The organism is Streptomyces sp. CB03238 (assembly GCF_002099185.1).
Lineage (GTDB): Bacteria > Actinomycetota > Actinomycetes > Streptomycetales > Streptomycetaceae > Streptomyces.
Window position 1 is genome coordinate 1 of sequence record NZ_NBCN01000050.1, and the last position, 17,238, is coordinate 17,238.

Below are 17,238 nucleotides of genomic sequence, written 5' to 3' on the forward strand. Positions count from 1 at the left end.
ACTGTCACCGGGTCCCGAAGCACCCGTCCCGGCCTGCCCGCCCCGCCCACCGCCGCCCGCCGCGTGGTCCACGGCAGCTTTCCGGCCGTCCCACGCCCCGGGCGACCGACACCCAGGGCGCGCCCGCGCGCCGCCCTGCCGTCGGCCGCCCTGCTCGGGGCGCATACGTACGCGGTCACCGCGGTGTCCCGGCACGAGGCCCACGGCGGCTCGACGACGACCCCACTGGCCGCCCTCGCGGCAACCGCTGCCCTGAGCGCCCTCGCGGCACGCGCCCGCAACGCCCCGCACACCGGGCGCGGCTGGACAGGGCGCCCTGCCCCGGCGCCCCGGGGACGAGGGGGCCCGTCCCCGCTCCCGGCCGCCACCGCGGCCGCCCTCGCCGCCACCTACCTCCGCACCGCCGCCGTTCCCCTCCTCCACGCCGCGCTCAACCCCTCACCACCCCTCACCCAACGCGCCGTCGGCGGCGGTATCCGCGCCATGATCCCCCTCCAGGCCGCGCTCGCCGCCCGGGGCGGAGCCACCGGCACCGGACTCGCCCTCCTGGGGCTCGCCCCGCTCGCCCGCGTACTCGCCCGGAAGGTGAGCCCCACATGAGTGAGCCCCACATGACCACCCGCACCACCGCCCTCCGCTTCGGCTACGGCACCAACGGCCTCACCGACCTCCGTCTCGACGATGCCCTCGCCCTCCTCGCCGACCTCGGGTACGACGGCGTCGGCCTGACCCTCGACCACATGCACCTCGACCCGCTCGCCCCGGACCTGGCCGCCCGTACCGGCCGGGTCGCCCGCCGCCTGGGCGAACTGGGCCTGGGCGTCACCGTCGAGACCGGCGCCCGCTATGTGCTCGACCCGCGCCGCAAACACGGCCCCTCCCTCCTCGACACCGACCCCGACGGCCGAGCCGCCCGCACCCGCCTCCTCATCCGGGCCGTCCACGTCGCCGCCGACCTCGGCGCGCACGCCGTTCACTGCTTCAGCGGCATCACCCCCCGCGACCTCACCACCGACACCACACCCACCGACACCGCCACCGCCTGGAAGCGGCTCGAAGAATCGCTCACCCCCGTCCTGGAAGCCGCGGCCACCGCCCGCATCCCCCTCGCCATCGAACCCGAACCCGGCCACCTCCTCGCCACCCTCGCCGACTTCCACCACCTCCGCCGCCTCCTCGGCGACCCCGGCCCCCACCTCCTCGGCCTCACCCTCGACATCGGCCACTGCCAGTGCCTCGAGCCGGCGGCCCCGGCCGACTGCGTACGCGACGCCGCGCCCTGGCTGCGCCACGTCCAGATCGAGGACATGCGACGCGGCATCCACGAACACCTTCCGTTCGGCGACGGAGAGATCGACTTCCCGCCCGTCCTGGCAGCCCTCGCCGCCACCGGCTACCAGGGCCTGACAGTCGTCGAACTGCCCCGCCACTCCCACGCGGGTCCCGAACTCGCCCGCGCCTCCATCGAGTTCCTCCGCAGCCGGACCGGCACGAAGGGAGAACCGGCACCGTGACGACGACCCGCCAGGAACTGGACGACCTGCTCGGCGGCGCCGCCCGCGCCTGGCTGCACGAGGCCCTCGCCGAGGCCGCCCACGCCGCCGACACCCCGCCCGAGGCGACGAGCCCCTATGTGCCGGCCTGCTGGGAGCTGCGGTTCGCCTCCGCCGGCCGCCACTGCGGACCTGAACTCGCCGACTCTGTACGCACCCTCCTCCTCCATGAGGCCCGCGCCGACCCGGACACCCTCACCCGCCTCTACCAGCACGGCACCGCCGCCGAGCGCCGCGCCGTCCTGCTCACCCTCCCCTCGCTCGTACCGGGCCCGGAGGCCCTGCCCCTGGTCGAGGACGCCCTGCGCACCAACGACACCCGGCTGGTCGCCGCCGCCGTCGGCCCCTACGCCGCCGCCCACCTCGACCCGCACTCCTGGCGCCACGCCGTCCTCAAGTGCCTCTTCACCGCCGTCCCCGTCGACGCCATCGCCGACCTGCCCCGGCGCGCCCGCGGCGACGCCGAACTGGCCCGGATGCTCGCCGACTACGCCGCCGAACGCACCGCAGCCGGCCGCCCCGTCCCCGCCGACCTCCACCGTGTCCTCGCCCTGACCGTCCCCCCGGAGGAGCCCTGATGCGCATCTTCGACCCGCACATCCACATGACCTCCCGCACCACGGACGACTACGAGGCGATGTACGACGCCGGGGTCCGCGCCCTCGTCGAACCCTCCTTCTGGCTCGGCCAGCCCCGCACCTCGCCCGCCAGCTTCTTCGACTACTTCGACGCACTGCTCGGCTGGGAGCCTTTCCGCGCCGCCCAGTACGGCATCGCCCACCACTGCGCCCTGGCCCTCAACCCCAAGGAGGCCAACGACCCCCGCTGCGCCCCCGTTCTCGACGCCCTGCCCCGCTATCTCGTCAAGGACTCCGTCGTCGCCGTCGGCGAGATCGGCTACGACTCCATGACCCCTGCCGAGGACACCGCCCTGGCCGCCCAGCTCCAGCTCGCCGCCGACCACGGCCTGCCCGCCCTTGTCCACACCCCGCACCGCGACAAGCTCGCCGGCCTGCGCCGCACCATCGACGTCGTCCGCGAATCCCACCTCCCCCCGGAGCGGGTCCTGCTCGACCACCTCAATGAGAGAACCGTAAAGGAAGCCTCTGACAGCGGCGCCTGGCTCGGCTTCTCCATCTACCCCGACACCAAGATGGACGAGGACCGCATGGTCGCCGTCCTCAAGACCTACGGCACCGAACGCGTCCTGGTGAACTCCGCCGCCGACTGGGGAAAGAGCGACCCCCTCAAGACCCGCAAGGTCGCCGACGCCATGCTCGCCGCCGGGTTCACCGACGACGACGTCGACCAGGTCCTGTGGCGCAACCCCGTCGCCTTCTACGGCCTCAGCGGCCGCCTTCATCTCGACCTCCCCACTCCAGGCCCCCTCCACGAGGGCAACTCCATCCTCCGCGGCGGGGAATGAGAGGAGCCGGCCATGCGCTTCCGCCACCCGGACGGCTCCACCATCCACCTCGCCTACTGCACCAACGTCCACCCCGCCGAGACCCTCGACGGAGTCCTCGCCCAACTGCGCGACCACTGCGAACCGGTCCGACGGCGCCTCGGCCGCGACCGCCTCGGCATCGGCCTCTGGCTCGCCAAGGACGCCGCACACGCCCTCACCACCGACCCGTCCGCACTGCGCGGCCTGCGCGCCGAGCTCGACCGCCGCGGCCTGGAAGTCGTCACCCTCAACGGCTTCCCCTACGAAGGCTTCGGCGCCGAACAGGTCAAGTACCGCGTCTACCAACCGGACTGGACCCGTCCCGAGCGCCTGGCCCACACCACCGACCTGGCGCGTCTCCTCGCCGCCCTCCTGCCCGAGGACGTCACCGAGGGCTCCATCTCCACTCTCCCCCTCGCCTGGCGCACCTCCTTCGACGCCGCCGCGGCCGACGCCGCCCGCACCGCGCTGACCACCCTCGCCGAGCGCCTGGACGCCCTCGAGGAACTCACCGGCACGTCCGTCCGCGTCGCCCTCGAACCCGAGCCGGGCTGCACCATCGAGACCACCGCCGACGCGATCGGCCCGCTCACCGACATATCAAGCCCCCGCATCGGCATCTGCGTCGACACCTGCCACCTCGCCACCTCCTTCGAAGACCCGCACACCGCCGTGGACGCCCTTCTCACCGCCGGCGTCCCCATCCCCAAAGCCCAGCTCTCCGCGGCCCTCCACGCCGAACACCCTCACCTCCCCGACGTACGCGAAGCCCTCGCCGCCTTCGCCGAGCCCCGCTTCCTCCACCAGACCCGCACCAGCACCGCCGCCGGGCTGCGCGGCACCGACGACCTCGCCGAGGCCCTCGCCGGCGAAACGCTCCCCGACGGCGCCCCCTGGCGCGCCCACTTCCACGTCCCCCTGCACAGCCCGCCCGCCGCGCCCCTCACCTCCACCCTTCCCGTACTGCGCGACACCCTGGCCCGGCTCGTCGGCGGCCCCGCCCCGCACACCCGCCACCTCGAAGTCGAGACCTACACCTGGCAGGCCCTCCCGCCCGACCTGCGTCCCCGCACCAGAGGCCGGCTCGCCGACGGCATCGCCGCCGAACTCACCCTCGCCCGCGACCTCCTCACCGACCTCGGCCTCAAGGAACTCCCATGAACCGGCCCACCCCCCTCCTGGTCCTGGACGTCGTCGGCCTCACCCCCCAGCTCCTCGACCACATGCCCCACCTCAAGCGGCTCGCCCAGTCCGGCTCCCACGCCCCGCTCGGCACCGTCCTGCCCGCCGTCACCTGCGCCGCCCAGTCCACCTTCCTCACCGGCACCCTCCCCGCCGAACACGGCATCGTCGGCAACGGCTGGTACTTCCGCGAACTCGGCGACGTCCTGCTGTGGCGCCAGCACAACGGACTGGTCTCCGGCGACAAACTCTGGGACGCGGCCCGCCGCGCCCACCCCGGCTACACCGTCGCCAATATCTGCTGGTGGTACGCCATGGGCGCCGACACCGACATCACCGTCACCCCCCGTCCCGTCTACTACGCCGACGGCCGCAAGGAACCCGACTGCTACACCCGGCCCCCGGCCCTTCACGACGAACTCACCGAGAAATTGGGAACATTCCCCCTCTTCCACTTCTGGGGCCCGGGCGCCGACCTCGTATCCAGCCAGTGGATCGTCGACGCCACCCGCCACATCCTCCGCACCCGCACCCCCGACCTCGCCCTGTGCTACCTCCCGCACCTCGACTACGACCTCCAGCGCTACGGCCCCGACGACCCACGCGCCCACCGGGCCGCCGCCGACCTCGATACGGCCATGGCCCCCCTCCTCGACGACGCCAAGGCCGAAGGCCGCACCGTCGTCGCCCTCTCCGAATACGGCATCACCCGCGTGAACCGGCACGTCGACATCAACCGCGCCCTGCGCCGAGCCGGCCTGCTCGAGGTCCACACCCAGGACGGCATGGAGTACCTCGACCCCATGGCCTCCCGGGCCTTCGCCGTCGCCGACCACCAGATCGCCCACGTCTACGTACGGCACCCCGAGAACCCCGAGAACATGGCCGCCACCCGCGAAGCCCTCACCGGCGTTCCCGGCATCGAGACGCTCCTCGACGACGAGGGCAAGAAGGCCCACGGCCTCGACCACCCCCGCTCGGGCGAGCTCGTCGCCCTCGCCGAACCCGACGCCTGGTTCACGTACTACTACTGGCTCGACGACGCACGCGCTCCCGACTTCGCCCAGCTCGTGGAGATCCACCGCAAACCCGGCTACGACCCCGTCGAGCTGTTCATGGACCCCCTCGACCCCTACGTACGTCTCAAGGCGGCCACGGCGATCGCCCGCAAGAAGCTGGGCATGCGCTACCGCCTGGCGGTCGTGCCCCTCGACCCCTCACCTATTCGCGGCAGCCATGGCCGCCTCCCCATGAGCGACGACGAAGGTCCGCTCATCGTGTGCTCCACCCCCCGCGCAGTATCGGGCCGCGTCGCGGCCACCGATGTGAAGTCCCTGCTGCTTCAACTCGCCGGTCTCCACTGACCTGACCTCAGTGAAGCAGACGCCACTGACAACGAGGAGTTATCCACATGCGTCGCACGACCACGGCCACCGATCCCGAACTCGCGCACAAGCTCAGCAGACGCAACATGCTCGGCGTCGCCGCCGGCGCCACGGCCGCCGCCCTCCTCGGCGGCACCACCACCGCTGCCTCGGCCGCGGAAGCGACGAGCCAGGGCCGCGGCCGCCCCGTCCTGCCCCCCGGCCGCCTCGGCATCCAGCTGTACTCCCTGCGCGACAAGGTCTCCACCCTCGGCTTCGCCAAGGTCTTCGAGGAGCTGAGGCGCTTCGGCTACGACGAGGTCGAGTACGCCGGGTACAGCCAGGGCTCCGCGGGTCCCATCACCCTCGCCCAGCTGAAGCGGCTCACCCGCGACCACGGCCTGCGCGCCATCGGCAGCCACGTCGGCTACTACTCCTCCGACCCGAACGCGTACACCTTCGCCCAGAACCTCACGAAGGTCCTCGACGACGCCCAGGCCCTCGGCCTCCAGCACATCGGCACCGCCTCCGGCCCCTGGCGCTACGGCGCCACCGTCGACGGCTGGAAGCGCTGCGCCGAGGAGTTCAACCACTACGGCGCCGAGGCGAAGAAGCGCGGCATGAAGTTCTACCAGCACAACCACGCCGAGGAGTTCTCCTTCGCCACCGACCGGCCCGACGTCCGGCTCTACGACGTGCTCCTCGCCGAGACCGATCCGGACCTCGTCTACCTGGAGATGGACATCTACTGGGCCTACGCCGGCCAGTTCCGGTTCGGCAAGCGCGCCGACGGCACGCCCGCGCACTTCGACCCCCTCGCCTACGTACTGAAGCAGCCCGACCGCTACCCGCTCTTCCACGTCAAGGACGGCGAACGCGACGACTCCGCCCGCGACGGCTACCGGATGGTGGACGTCGGGGACGGAGACATCGACTACCAGCGGTTCATCTCGGCGGTCACCCGCACCCACGGCGGCCGGCGCGACCACCACTGGCAGGCCGAACACGACAACCCCGCCGAGTCCTTCACGTTCGCCCGCAAGGCGAGCACCCACCTTCACTCACTCCGCGAGAAGGACTGCTGAACCGGGAAACGCTGCACGTCCCGGCTGATCGGCCGCGGGTTCGCCGTGATGTGGCGGGCCCGCGGCCGCCCCGGCGGATGCAGGAACAGCGCCACGAAACCGGCGAACAGCGAGATCGAGCCCGCGAGGACGAAGGCACCGCCGTAGCCCCAGGCGCCCACCACCACGGCGCCCATGCCGGATCCGAGAAGCCCGGACACCAGCTTCGAGCTGTAGACCAGCCCGTGGTTGGAGGCGTTGTTGTTCTCCCCGAAGTAGTTCGCCGTCATCGCCGCGAACATCGGGAAGATCGCCCCGCCGCCGAACCCGGAGATGCTGGAGAACAGCAGGAACGGCGGCAGATTGCCGATGGTGCCGGCCATCAGGATCCCGTACTGCGACAGGCCCAGCACGATGCAGACGAAGATCAGACACTGCTTGCGCCCGTACCGGTCCGAGAGCCAGCCGATGACCCCGCGCCCCGTGCCGTTCACGATCGCCTTCAGGGACATCGCCGTCGCCACGATGCCGCCCGCGAACCCGGCCTCGTCACCGAACGGCACCTGGAAGGCGATACCGAAGATGTTCACCTCCGACGTGCACAGCAGGCAGAGCCACATCAGGCAGAACCACAGCAGGGCCACCCGGCCGGTCTGCCAGGACTCCTTGGGCGTGTACCGCTTTACGGCCGGCGGGTTCTTCTCCAGCGCGCGCCGCGCCCGCGGGTCGTCGGGCTTCCTCAGCGGGTCGACCTCGGCCGGCCACCAGTTCTTCGGCGGAACCTGGAAGAAGTACCCCGCGACCGCCACCGTCACCGCCAGGAACAGCCCGACGGACACCAGGACCCAGCGGAAGTTGGTCAGGTCCATGTAGCCGGTGAAAACGAAGATGAAGGGCACCGAACCATAGGCGAACCCGCCGTTGACGAAGCCCGTCCTGCCGCCCTTGCGCTCCGGAGACAACTTGCCGACCATGTTCACCCACGTCGCGTAGACCATGCCCGCGCCCATGCCGCTGAACATGCCGAACCTATGTACGCGGCGATGACGTGCGGCGCGAACGCGAGCGACAGATAGCCGAGCAGGGTGCCCAGGGCGCCGAGCACCATCGCCCACCGGGCGGGCAGCTTCCCGCTCTCGCGCAGCTTGCCGGCCGGGAAGGCCACCGCGGCCTGGAAGAAGACCCACACGCCGAGCATCCAGAAGAAGTGCTGGCTGCCCCAGCCGTGCGCCGTGTGCAGGGTCTCCTCGGCGGACGCGAACGCCTACTCCGCCGAGCTGATGCCCATCATGCCGACCCACGGCAGGATGACCATCCACTTGCGCTTGCGGCCCATGATGTCGACATCGGACTCGCTGATGCGGTACACGCGGCCGTTGGCGTCCGGCACCTCCCTGTAGGGGACGGGTGTGAAGATGTGTGTTGTCGCCATGTCGATCGAACCCCTTGCGTCGAAGAAGCCAGGCCAGCGCCCCCTGTCCAGTACTTCTCGTGCGGGGCCCGCGACGAGTGGTGTCCGCGGGCCCCGTCGGGTCGAACCGTCACTCAGCTCATCGACCACCGCCCCCGTCCACCCACCGGGCCGTCACAGCAGCCCCGCTGCCCGCGCCCAGCGGTACTTGGCGCCCAGCGCCGCCACCGGCTTCTCCGTCGTGTACGGGTACGCCACGACGCCCCGCTCGCAGAGGTACTGGCAGGCCTCCTCCACCTCGACGTCGCCCGCGAGGGACACCACGACCGGCTTCTCGATGCCCTTGGCGCGGAAATCCGCCACCACGCGCGCGGTGAGCTCGGCGAACACCATCGGGGGAGTGACGATGGTGTGCCAGTAGCCCAGCACTAGCGCCTGGATGCGAGGGTCCTCCAGGCCCAGCCGGATTGTCGCCTCGTACGTCGAAGGGGGCTCCCCTCCCGTGATGTCGATCGGGTTGCCGGCCGCGCCGAAGGGCGGGATGAACGCCGCGAAGGTGGCGTCCAGGTCGTCCGGGATCTCCATCAACGACAGCCCGTTGCCCACGATGCCGACGAAGGGGAGGTCGTAGCGGACGAGGGTCTCGAAGTCCCAGCCGGTCAGGGAGAACGCGCCGTCACCGAAGAGCGCCACGACCTCCTTGTCGGGCCGCGCCTGCTTGGCGGCCAGAACAAAGGGGATACCGACGCCGCGGGTGCCCAGCGGTCCCGGGTCCATCCAGTGCCCGGGCGACTTGGGCTGTGCGACCTGCCCGGAGAAGGTGACGATGTCGCGGCCGTCACCGATGTAGATCGAGTCCTCGGTGAGGAAGTCGTTGATCTCGCTGACCAGCCGGTACGGGTGGATGGGGGAGGCGTCCGACCTCAGCTGCGGCAGCCGCTTGTCCAGGGCGGTCTGCTCGGCGGCCCGCAGTTCCTCCAGCCATGCCTTGCGCCGCACGGCGCCGCCGTTGAGCAGGCCCGACGCCGCCTGGGCCACCGACGCGAGGACGAGGCCCGCGTTCCCGACGATCCCCAGGTCGATGTCCCGGTTCTTGCCCACGGTCCGGTAGTCCAGGTCGATCTGCACCACCGTCGCGTCCGGCGACAGCCGCTTGCCGTACCCCATCCGGAAGTCGAACGGCGTACCGACGATGACGATGACGTCCGCGTGGGAGAAGGCGTAGTGCCGCGAGAGCTGGAAGTGGTGCGGGTCCTCCCCGCCATACGCTCCCTCCGCATCGGCCACCCCCTCGCCGTCGAGCACCCCCGGCGACCTGCTCCCCGCCCTGGACTTCGGCCCGCTCAACAACGCGGCCAAGACCAAGGAGCTCGCCGACCAGGTGGCCGAGGCCATCGACCGCGGCGCAGTCCCCCTCCACCGCGGCACCCTCGCCGACGGCCGCTTCCTCCCGGGCCAGGACACCGCCGCGTACCTCCCCCCGATCACCCTCCTGAACCTGCCCCCGTCCTCGCCGCTCCACCACGCGGAACCCTTCGGCCCGGTCGACACCATCGTCCTCGTCGATACGGAGGCGGAACTGCTCGCCGCGATGAACGCCTCCAGCGGCGCCCTCGTCGCCACCCTCTCCACCGACGACGAAGCCACCTACGCCCACCTCGCCCCCCACATCCGCGCCTGCAAAACCGGCCACGGCACCCCCGCTCACGCGGCGACCGCGACGAACTCTTCGGCGGCTTCGGCGCCTCCTGGCTCGGCGCCTTCGTCGGCGGCGCCCTCCTGGTGAAAGCGGTCACGCAGGGCCCGCCCACCGAGCACCCGCCGGGCAACTTCCCCGACCACCACCTCATGCCCTGAGGACTCCCACCCCTACCCGATGCCCTGCCGGTCGGCCTCCAGGGCGAACACCCGGTCGGCAGGCTGCGCCACCGTACGCTCCACGGCCTGTTCGAGGAGCGCACGGTGCCGCAGGAGCGGCTCCCGCCGGCCCTCCTCCATGAGCAGCAACAGATCGTCGATGCCGGCCAGCATCCGCCGCGTGACCTGCGGACTCTCCACCGCGCACCCCCTCAGCTCGGCGAACCCGAGATCGACCAGGTCGTCCCAGTCCGGCACATCCTGAACCAGCCGTACCTCGCCACGCCGGTCACGGTGGAGCACTGCGCCCAGCGGCCGCGGCGCGGCGGCCGCCAGGAACTGCACGATCCGGTCCAGGCACTGCACCGCCGTCGTCGGATCGTTCACTGCCGGCGACATCGCCCGCAGCGCGATGTCCACCAGCTGCCGCAACCCGAACCCCACGTCCTGATGGAACGTCCGCTCCACCCCCACCGACACCGCCGACCGCAACGCGCCCACGTCCGGCGCCCGCCCGCCGTGCACGGCCAGCACCGGCGTACCCGGCACCACGTAATCCCCGATACGCGGGATCAGGCGCAGCACCACCCTCTGCCGCCGCGCCACCCGCACCAGCCGAGCCACGTCCACATCCCGCAGCACCCCCGCCTGCCCCCGGTGCACCACCCGCCCGGTCGCGCCCGGCAACGCCACCTGATCCGGCCCGCCGGCCGACTGCCGCACCAGAACCCGCAACGCCTCCCGGGTGATCCGGTCCACCACCGGCCCCACCTGCATCAGGCGCAGCGTGGTCGTCACATACGCGATGAACAGCAGCAGGCTCAGCCCGACCAGCCCCAGCGTCACCACCGACTGCACCAGCGGCACGGCAGTGACCCGCTCGGGCTCCGTCTCGCTCTCGTACGACGTCAGCACCAGTAGCGAGAACAGGAACGTCGACAGGAACACCGTCAGCGTCAGCTTGCTGATCCGGCTGCGCACGAAGATCCGCACCACCCGGGGCGTCAGCTGCCCGCTGGCCATTTGCACCGCCACCAGCGAGATGCTGAAGACCACTCCGATGAAGGTCATCATCGCGGAGCTGACCGTCGTGACGATCGTCTTGGCGTCCTCCGCGATCGCGGTGAGATCACCGATCTCGTCGTACGCCCGCCGCTCCCGCAGATAGTCGACGATCTCCGCATCGAGCCCCGCTGCCGCCAGCCAGAGCACGAACACGCACACCAGCCCAGCGGTCGGCGCGAACCAGAAGGTGTCCCGCAGATGCTCCCGCAGCGGCGACAGCATCCGGGGCCTGCGGTATTCCGGCACATAGCTCACCACCGCACGCTACCCATACCCTCCGTACGCAACTGAACACCCTGCGCGAGTGTCGCCCGTGACCGGCCCCCGGGGTCGCCCGACCCGGCTGCGGCACCCACCTGACCACGGGATATACGGGTGAAGGGCGCCTGGAACCCCTGGTAGAGTTATCCATGTCGCGGCGGGGAACACCCCGGCAGAGCGACAGACACCTTGTCCGGGTGGCGGAATGGCAGACGCGCTAGCTTGAGGTGCTAGTGCCCTTTATCGGGCGTGGGGGTTCAAGTCCCCCCTCGGACACTACCCATTCACCAACGGAATGCTGGTCGGGAGCGATCTCGACCAGCATTTTGTGTTGTGCGGGCTGGTACGTCATCCGCACCCCGAGCGCGCGGTAGAGCCGGTTCTTCTTGCCCTTGTCAGCGCTGCGAAGCATGTCCGCCACGTCGCCGACGGCATCAAAGATCTCCGCGATCCTTTCACGGGGGAGTGCGTCGGGCTTTTTGCTGGGGCGCTGGGCAGCGGCGGCGGCGCGACGCGCTTCGGTCTCGCTGATCCACTGGGCGACGATGGCGGAGTCGGCGGCTCCGGAGTCGACCAGGGCCCTGCACCGCGTGAGTTTCTGGTCGCAGTCCCGAATGACGGCCGCCGCTTCGGCCGAGGGGTCAGTGGCTTGGGCTTGCAGGAGCTGGGCCTGGTACATCTGCTCGATGAGCACTGCCTTCCGGCCGGGGGCGAACTGCAGGGAGATCCACTGGTCGAGTCTGGGCGTGACGTCGATCTCACGGAAGAAGATGTTGCGGGGGTGGTTCACCTTGTCGGCCGGGGCGTACTCGTCGGGGAAGCGGCACCGGCCGTAGGCGGTTTCGTGGGCCCAGTGCGTACCCATCCGGCGCTGGCACAAGCCACAGGTCACAAGCCCCTTGAGTTCGTATGGATGGAGAGCACGGCGCTTCTTCGGGCCGTGTTTGCGGCGGCGCGAGGCGAGTCGCTCCTGGACGCGCTGGAAGTCGGTGAGGTCGATGAGCGGCGGATGCACGATGTCCTTGGACCAGATCCAGGTGTCGGCGGTGTTCCACCGCATCCGGGTCTCGTAGCCGAGTGCCACGTCGTCGACGTCGAGGAGGACCTCGTGTTTGCGTTGCTTGTTCCAGACCTGGTGGCCGGTGTAGCGGGGGTTGGTCAGGATGGCGCGGACGGATAGCTTGCACCAGGCGATGCCCGAGCGGTGTGGGTTGCGGCGTCGGTCGTAGGCGGACGGAGCGGGGATGTCGTCGGCGGTGAGCCCGTTCGCGATGGCGGAGTAGCCGGCTCCGTCGAGATACTGGGCGAAGATGCGCTGGACGATGGGCGCGGTGACGAGGTCCACCTCGAGCCGGTGCAACTGTTTGCCGTCTGCGGCCTTGGCGGGGTTGGGGTGGGGCCCGGCATCAACGATCTGGTAGCCGTAGGGCGGTCGGCCGCCGAGGAAGCGGCCTTCCAGGTGGGTCTGGGATGACATGGCCGCTCGCACTCGGATCTTGATCCGGTTCCGTTCGCCCTTGCTCATGCCGCCGAAGACGGACATGACCATGTCGTGGGCTTCACTGTTCGGATCGACCTTGCCGCCTACCTCGGGAACCCACAACTCGACCCCGTAGTGCACGAAGAGCGGGAAGGTGAGGCTGAACTGGTTGTCGTGAAAGACGCGCTGTGGCTCGCCCACGACGACCGCGTCGAACCCGCGGTCGGGATTTTTGAGCGCGGCGAGCAGCTGGGAGGCTCGGGGCCGCCGCTTCCACGGCAGGGACCGGCTGTGTCCGACGTCGAAGTACTCGGCGACGATGCGACCGCCCGCCGGTTCGATCAGTGTCTTGGCGCGCGTGAGCTGCCAGTTCCTGGATGCTTCCGGATCCTGCAGGTCCTCAGTCGAGCACCGGCCGGCGAAGGCGAAGGTGGTCAAAGCTGCTGCTCCTACTCATGTGCCCCGGCACGTGTGTGTCCCGAGCATCAGGGCGGGGTGGAAGCCCTGTCGTACAGCGACTCTTGGCGAGAGCGCCAGCCGTGCTCGCATTGCTATGGAGACCAAGTTGGCCAGCCGCCGAGAGCAGAATCTCCAGCAGCACGGCAGCAGCGGCCGGAGTGAGATCTGGCACGTCGTTCGGCAGCACGAGCGTGATCCCGCCACCCTCGGCGGCACCGTTGTTGGGGGCAGCAGCTCTCACTGGGCAAGGCCCCGCAGCCGGAGAGAGCCGAACCAGCCATCGGACCTCTTCCCCGAGACGCGACGGGAGACGTTCTCAAGCTTCCCCCAGACCGGTGCGTCACGCGCCTCTTCGTCACCGGCACCCCACACGGGCGGCGTTGGCGGTGTGCGTACCATCGCGGCTACCTCCACTTGCATGACCTGAAGCAGTCTCACCCGTCTATAGAGAAAACAGCCCGCAGGCTTGACACCCGATTTCCACTGCCGTGCCTGCCCTCCGGCGCGTCAGCCTGAGTCACCTGTGGCCGCAGATTTCGAGCCCTGGGCAGGGCGCTGCACAGATGGGACGGGCACGGCGCGCGGTTTTCCGTCTTTGTGGTAACGATGGAGGCTACGTACGGTCTCGTAGGGTCGCAGCCGTGGCTGTCTCCTAATAACGGCTAACACAATGAGGTGGATCGGCTCAGGTGGCGGTGCCTGGCGGGTGAGTTGAGCGTTGGGCGTGTCGTGGGGACTTCGCCGTGGATCGTGTCGGATGAGTTGTGGGAGAGGGTCCAGCCACTGCTGCCGAAGAAGGAACGGCGGTTTCGGTATCCCGGTCGCAAGCCGGTCCCGGACCGGCAGGTGCTCTGCGGGATCCTGTTCGTGTTGTGCACCGGCATCCAGTGGGAGCACCTGCCGAAGGAGTTGGGTTTCGGCTCGGGGATGACGTGCTGGCGCCGTCTGCGGGACTGGAACGAGGCCGGTGTCTGGCAGCGGTTGCACGAGGTGCTGCTGGCTGAGCTGAACGCCGCCGCCCGGCTCGACTGGTCCAGAGCGGTGGTCGACTCCAGTCACGTCAGGGCCCTAAAAGAGGGGATCGACACGGGTCCGTCGCCGGTCGACCGGGGCAGGGCCGGATCCAAGCACCACCTGATTACCGACGGGCACGGCACTCCGCTCGGGGTGATCCTGACCGGTGGCCACCGCAACGACGTCACCTAGCTCCTGCTCCTGCTCGACGCCGTCCTGCCCGTGCGAGGCCGACGAGGCCGCCCACGCCGCAAGCCGGATTCGTTGTTCGCCGACCGCGGCTACGACCACGACATCTACCGCGACCAGGTTCGCGCCCGCGGCATCGTGCCGGCCATCCCCGCCGCGGCACCCGGCACGGCACCGGACTGGGCACCTACTGCTGGGTCCACCTTCCCTGGCTCCACGACTTCCGACGCCTCCGCATCCGCTGGGAACGCCGAGCCGACATCCACGAAGCGTTCCTCAAACTCGCCTGCTGCCTGATCACCCACCGACAACTCAAGTCATTGTGTTAAACGTTGTAAGAACTGCTAACACAATGAGGTGGATCGCCCCCGGTAGCCGTGCCTGACGGGCAAGTTGAGCGTTTTCCTGGCCGTGGGGACTTCACCGTGGACCGTGCCGGATGACTTGTGGGAGCGGATCGAGCCGATGCTCCCGAAGAAGGAGCGGCGGTTCCGCTACCCCGGCCGCCTGCCCGTCCCGGACCGCCAGGTCCTGTGCGGGATCCTGTACGTACTGCACACCGACATCCAGTGGGAACACCTCCCCAAGGAGCTAGGCTTCGGCTCGGGCATGACCTGTTGGCGCCGGCTTCGGGACTGGAACGAGGCCGGGGTCTGGCAACGGCTGCACGAGGCCCTGCTGGCCGAGCTGAACGCGGCAGCACGGCTCGACTGGTCCCGCTGCGTGGTCGACTCCTCCCACGTCAGGGCCCTAAAAGGGGGCTCCACACGGCCCCGTCGCCGGTCGACCGGGGCCGGGCCGGCTCCAAGCATCACCTGATCACTGACGGCCACGGTACCCCGCTCGCAGTGATTCTCACCGGCGGCAACCGCAACGATGTAACCCAGCTCATGCCGCTGCTGGATGCAATCCCGCCCATCCGTGGCCGTGTCGGCCACCCACGGCGCAAGCCGGACTCGCTGTTCGCCGACCGCGGCTACGACCACGACGTCTACCGTGACCAGGTCCGCGCCCGAGGCATCGTGCCAGCCATCGCCCGCCGAAACACCCGGCACGGCACCGGACTTGGCATCTACCGGTGGGTGGTAGAGCGGAGTTTCGCTTGGCTGCACGGCTTCCGGCGACTGCGAGTCCGCTGGGAACGCCGGGCCGACATCCACGAAGCCTTCCTGAAACTGGCCTGCTGCCTCATCACCCACCGCCAGCTTCGGTCACTCTGTTAGTTGCTGTCGTCATCCATATAGAGGCAGAAGGGATGACCAGCAGGGTCGAGCATCACCCTGACGTTGTCCTGCGGCTGATACCGGGCCTCCCGCGCACCGAGTTCCAGAGCATGGGCTACGGCGGCCTGCAGATCGACGACTTCGAAGTCCAGGTGCATCGTGATCCGCTGGGCGTCCTCTTGACTGGGCCAGACTGGAGGGACGTAGCCGTCCGAGAGCTGGAAGGCTATGTAGCCGACACTCTCCGAGGGCGCGACAGCCGCCCCATCAGGCTTCTCCTTGGTGATTTTCCAACCCAGCAGGTCCGAGTAGAAGTGGGCGAGCGCCCGCGGATCGGGCGCCTCAAGTACGACGCCCCACCAGTCGTGTCTCGACATGCGAGGAGTACCGGGCTCATGACTGGGTCGTCCACGCATGCCGCCAACTACCTCCGGATACTCCGCCGCCGATCCTCTTCAGAGGCTGACCTCTGGAGCCTATCGACCGCCCGAGCACGAGGACCAGGAGACCTTGCACAGAAGGCCGTGCATGCCCCCAGAGCTGATCGGCTTCATTGTGTTAGCCGTTCTAAGTCGCTGTGATAGGTGCAACGCTTAATCATGGCGAGAGCCGTGTCGAGTAGCTCAGGCGCGATCAATCGCTCACTCTCCAGTTGCACTACTTTTCGAAATGCTTCTATCGCCTGGTCAATTTCTCCAGCGCGATAGTACCACTGACCTAGGTTGAACATTGCCGCAGGTGCGCCAGGCCCCAACAGGTTAATGCTGGTGAGCATCCGTTCGCCAATTAGGATTGCATCTGCGTGTCGATTTAGTCGACTGTAGCATGTGCCTAGAAGTGACAGCTGAGTCCCCTTAGGGTCGTGCCCAGCTTCTTCATCCTCGCCTATTTGGGCGTTAACGCGCTCTATGGCCAGTGCGTATAGTTTCCGATCGTAGGAGAGCTTCCAACCCGTCCGATCGCCGTACTGAATTAGATTTATGACATTTCTGCCGGCGTCACCACGCCGAGTTGTGTAACCCACTGAGAAGCTGTGGAATTCTTTGGCGTCGAAGAAGGAAAGCAATGGTACGAGCATGGTCGCACACTGAGCAACACTAGGATTTCGGTAGAGCGGCCACGAATGCTCATGAAGATCGAATACCCACATCTCTGACTTGACTCCCCGAAACTGCTCTCGATGCGCATCCATACACATAAATGGCATATTGTGAAGTTCGCCCATTCGCTGTCCTATCTGGAAGGCGTCATCGCTACGAAACCCCGCATCGTGGGGGGTTTTGCGGGGGTCCCTCCCGGCTGCAAATTTGTAAATGCCGAGAAATCCGTGCGCACGGGCGTCGATTCCGTTATTGATGATCGGGCCGACGAAGGATCTGGCGCATATGAGACTACGTAGCGGATTGCATGCTTACTGCCAAGCAATCGTGATGACTCCAGATCGGCTGGCAGGGGCACGTCGAGGTTTCGGAGTGGAATGGTGGAACATTCCCCAATGGAGCCGGTCAAGATTTTAGGGCCCGCTAGAGATTTTTAAGGGTGTGGGTTACGTGGGGGCGTGACGGCTGTCGTGGGCTGCGCTATGCCGTAGGGATGAGGTATCCCGATGGCGGAGGGCTGACGGCTGAGGAGCGGGTTCGGCGTGAGCGGGTCCGGTTGGCGGCTGCTG

At 68.9% G+C, this 17,238-nt stretch carries 12 protein-coding genes, 1 tRNA gene and 5 pseudogenes; 12 read left to right on the plus strand and 6 right to left on the minus strand.

The features are described 5' to 3' along the window. The 7 genes and pseudogenes from BKD26_RS38525 to BKD26_RS38555 all read left to right on the plus strand — a co-directional run. Positions 1-600 (plus strand): annotated as a pseudogene (locus tag BKD26_RS38525) (prenyltransferase); the annotation flags it as partial. Then, complete coding sequence (locus tag BKD26_RS38530) at positions 597-1,514, plus strand: sugar phosphate isomerase/epimerase family protein (RefSeq protein ID WP_241519052.1); 918 nt, start codon at positions 597-599, stop codon at positions 1,512-1,514. The pseudogene BKD26_RS38525 and the gene BKD26_RS38530, both read left to right, overlap by 4 nt. Then, the gene (locus tag BKD26_RS38535) at positions 1,511-2,131 is read left to right on the plus strand and encodes an EboA domain-containing protein (protein WP_084907910.1); all 621 of its coding nucleotides are present in this window, start codon (positions 1,511-1,513) and stop codon (positions 2,129-2,131) included. Before BKD26_RS38530 ends, BKD26_RS38535 begins: the two co-directional genes overlap by 4 nt. Next, positions 2,131-2,979, plus strand: coding sequence for a TatD family hydrolase (locus tag BKD26_RS38540; protein WP_084907912.1), 849 nt, complete (start codon positions 2,131-2,133; stop codon positions 2,977-2,979). The genes BKD26_RS38535 and BKD26_RS38540 overlap by 1 nt, the downstream gene beginning before the upstream one ends. 12 nt (positions 2,980-2,991) lie before the next feature. Further along, on the plus strand, positions 2,992-4,161 hold the full coding sequence (gene eboE, locus BKD26_RS38545) for a metabolite traffic protein EboE (protein ID WP_084907914.1): 1,170 nt from the start codon (positions 2,992-2,994) through the stop codon (positions 4,159-4,161). Then, positions 4,158-5,546 carry a nucleotide pyrophosphatase/phosphodiesterase family protein gene (locus BKD26_RS38550; protein ID WP_084907916.1) on the plus strand — a complete coding sequence of 463 codons (1,389 nt, stop codon included), beginning with the start codon at positions 4,158-4,160 and terminating at the stop codon, positions 5,544-5,546. Before eboE ends, BKD26_RS38550 begins: the two co-directional genes overlap by 4 nt. A 47-nt stretch (positions 5,547-5,593) precedes the next feature. Beyond that, positions 5,594-6,631 carry a sugar phosphate isomerase/epimerase gene (locus BKD26_RS38555; RefSeq protein ID WP_084907918.1) on the plus strand — a complete coding sequence of 346 codons (1,038 nt, stop codon included), beginning with the start codon at positions 5,594-5,596 and terminating at the stop codon, positions 6,629-6,631. On the opposite strand, the pseudogene BKD26_RS38560 reads toward BKD26_RS38555, so the two are convergent. The 3 genes and pseudogenes from BKD26_RS38560 to BKD26_RS42330 form a co-directional block, all read right to left on the minus strand. Further along, positions 6,604-8,042 (minus strand): annotated as a pseudogene (locus tag BKD26_RS38560) (OFA family MFS transporter). The gene BKD26_RS38555 and the pseudogene BKD26_RS38560 overlap by 28 nt on opposite strands. Before the next feature lie 153 nt (positions 8,043-8,195). Next, positions 8,196-8,627 (minus strand): hypothetical protein, encoded by a 432-nt coding sequence (locus BKD26_RS42325; RefSeq protein ID WP_347106118.1) that lies wholly within the window; start codon positions 8,625-8,627, stop codon positions 8,196-8,198. Next, a pseudogene (locus tag BKD26_RS42330) lies at positions 8,619-9,275 on the minus strand (thiamine pyrophosphate-dependent enzyme); the annotation flags it as partial. The pseudogene BKD26_RS42330 and the gene BKD26_RS42325, both read right to left, overlap by 9 nt. On the opposite strand from BKD26_RS42330, the pseudogene BKD26_RS38570 reads away from it, so the two are divergent. Further along, a pseudogene (locus BKD26_RS38570) lies at positions 9,276-9,878 on the plus strand (aldehyde dehydrogenase family protein); the annotation flags it as partial. A 12-nt stretch (positions 9,879-9,890) separates the two neighbouring features. Here the strand turns inward: BKD26_RS38570 and BKD26_RS38575 are convergent. Next, a complete protein-coding gene (locus BKD26_RS38575) occupies positions 9,891-11,165 on the minus strand; it encodes a DUF2254 domain-containing protein (RefSeq protein ID WP_084907924.1) in 1,275 nt (424 codons plus the stop codon). A gap of 230 nt (positions 11,166-11,395) precedes the next feature. Between BKD26_RS38575 and BKD26_RS38580 the strand changes: the two genes are divergently transcribed. The 4 genes and pseudogenes from BKD26_RS38580 (at position 11,396) to BKD26_RS38595 (ending at position 15,569) form a co-directional block, all read left to right on the plus strand. Continuing rightward, positions 11,396-11,480 (plus strand) — tRNA-Leu (locus tag BKD26_RS38580). A 19-nt stretch (positions 11,481-11,499) separates the two neighbouring features. Then, positions 11,500-12,384, plus strand: a complete 885-nt coding sequence (locus tag BKD26_RS40975) for a hypothetical protein (protein WP_143662796.1) — start codon at positions 11,500-11,502, stop codon at positions 12,382-12,384. Positions 12,385-13,872: 1,488 nt separating this feature from the next. Beyond that, positions 13,873-14,675: pseudogene (locus BKD26_RS38590) on the plus strand (IS5 family transposase). A gap of 136 nt (positions 14,676-14,811) precedes the next feature. Next, a protein-coding gene (locus BKD26_RS38595) for an IS5 family transposase (RefSeq protein WP_179166879.1) occupies positions 14,812-15,569 on the plus strand; the annotation gives its coding sequence in 2 pieces (ribosomal slippage) (positions 14,812-15,097 and positions 15,097-15,569; 759 coding nt in all). On the opposite strand, the gene BKD26_RS38600 is transcribed toward BKD26_RS38595, so the two are convergent. After that, entirely contained in the window at positions 15,566-15,946 is a 381-nt protein-coding gene (locus tag BKD26_RS38600) for a VOC family protein (RefSeq protein ID WP_206603756.1), read from the minus strand. The genes BKD26_RS38595 and BKD26_RS38600 overlap by 4 nt on opposite strands. A 173-nt stretch (positions 15,947-16,119) precedes the next feature. After that, complete coding sequence (locus tag BKD26_RS38605; RefSeq protein WP_084907922.1) at positions 16,120-16,794, minus strand: tetratricopeptide repeat protein; 675 nt, start codon at positions 16,792-16,794, stop codon at positions 16,120-16,122. Between the last annotated feature and the right edge of the window lie 444 nt (positions 16,795-17,238).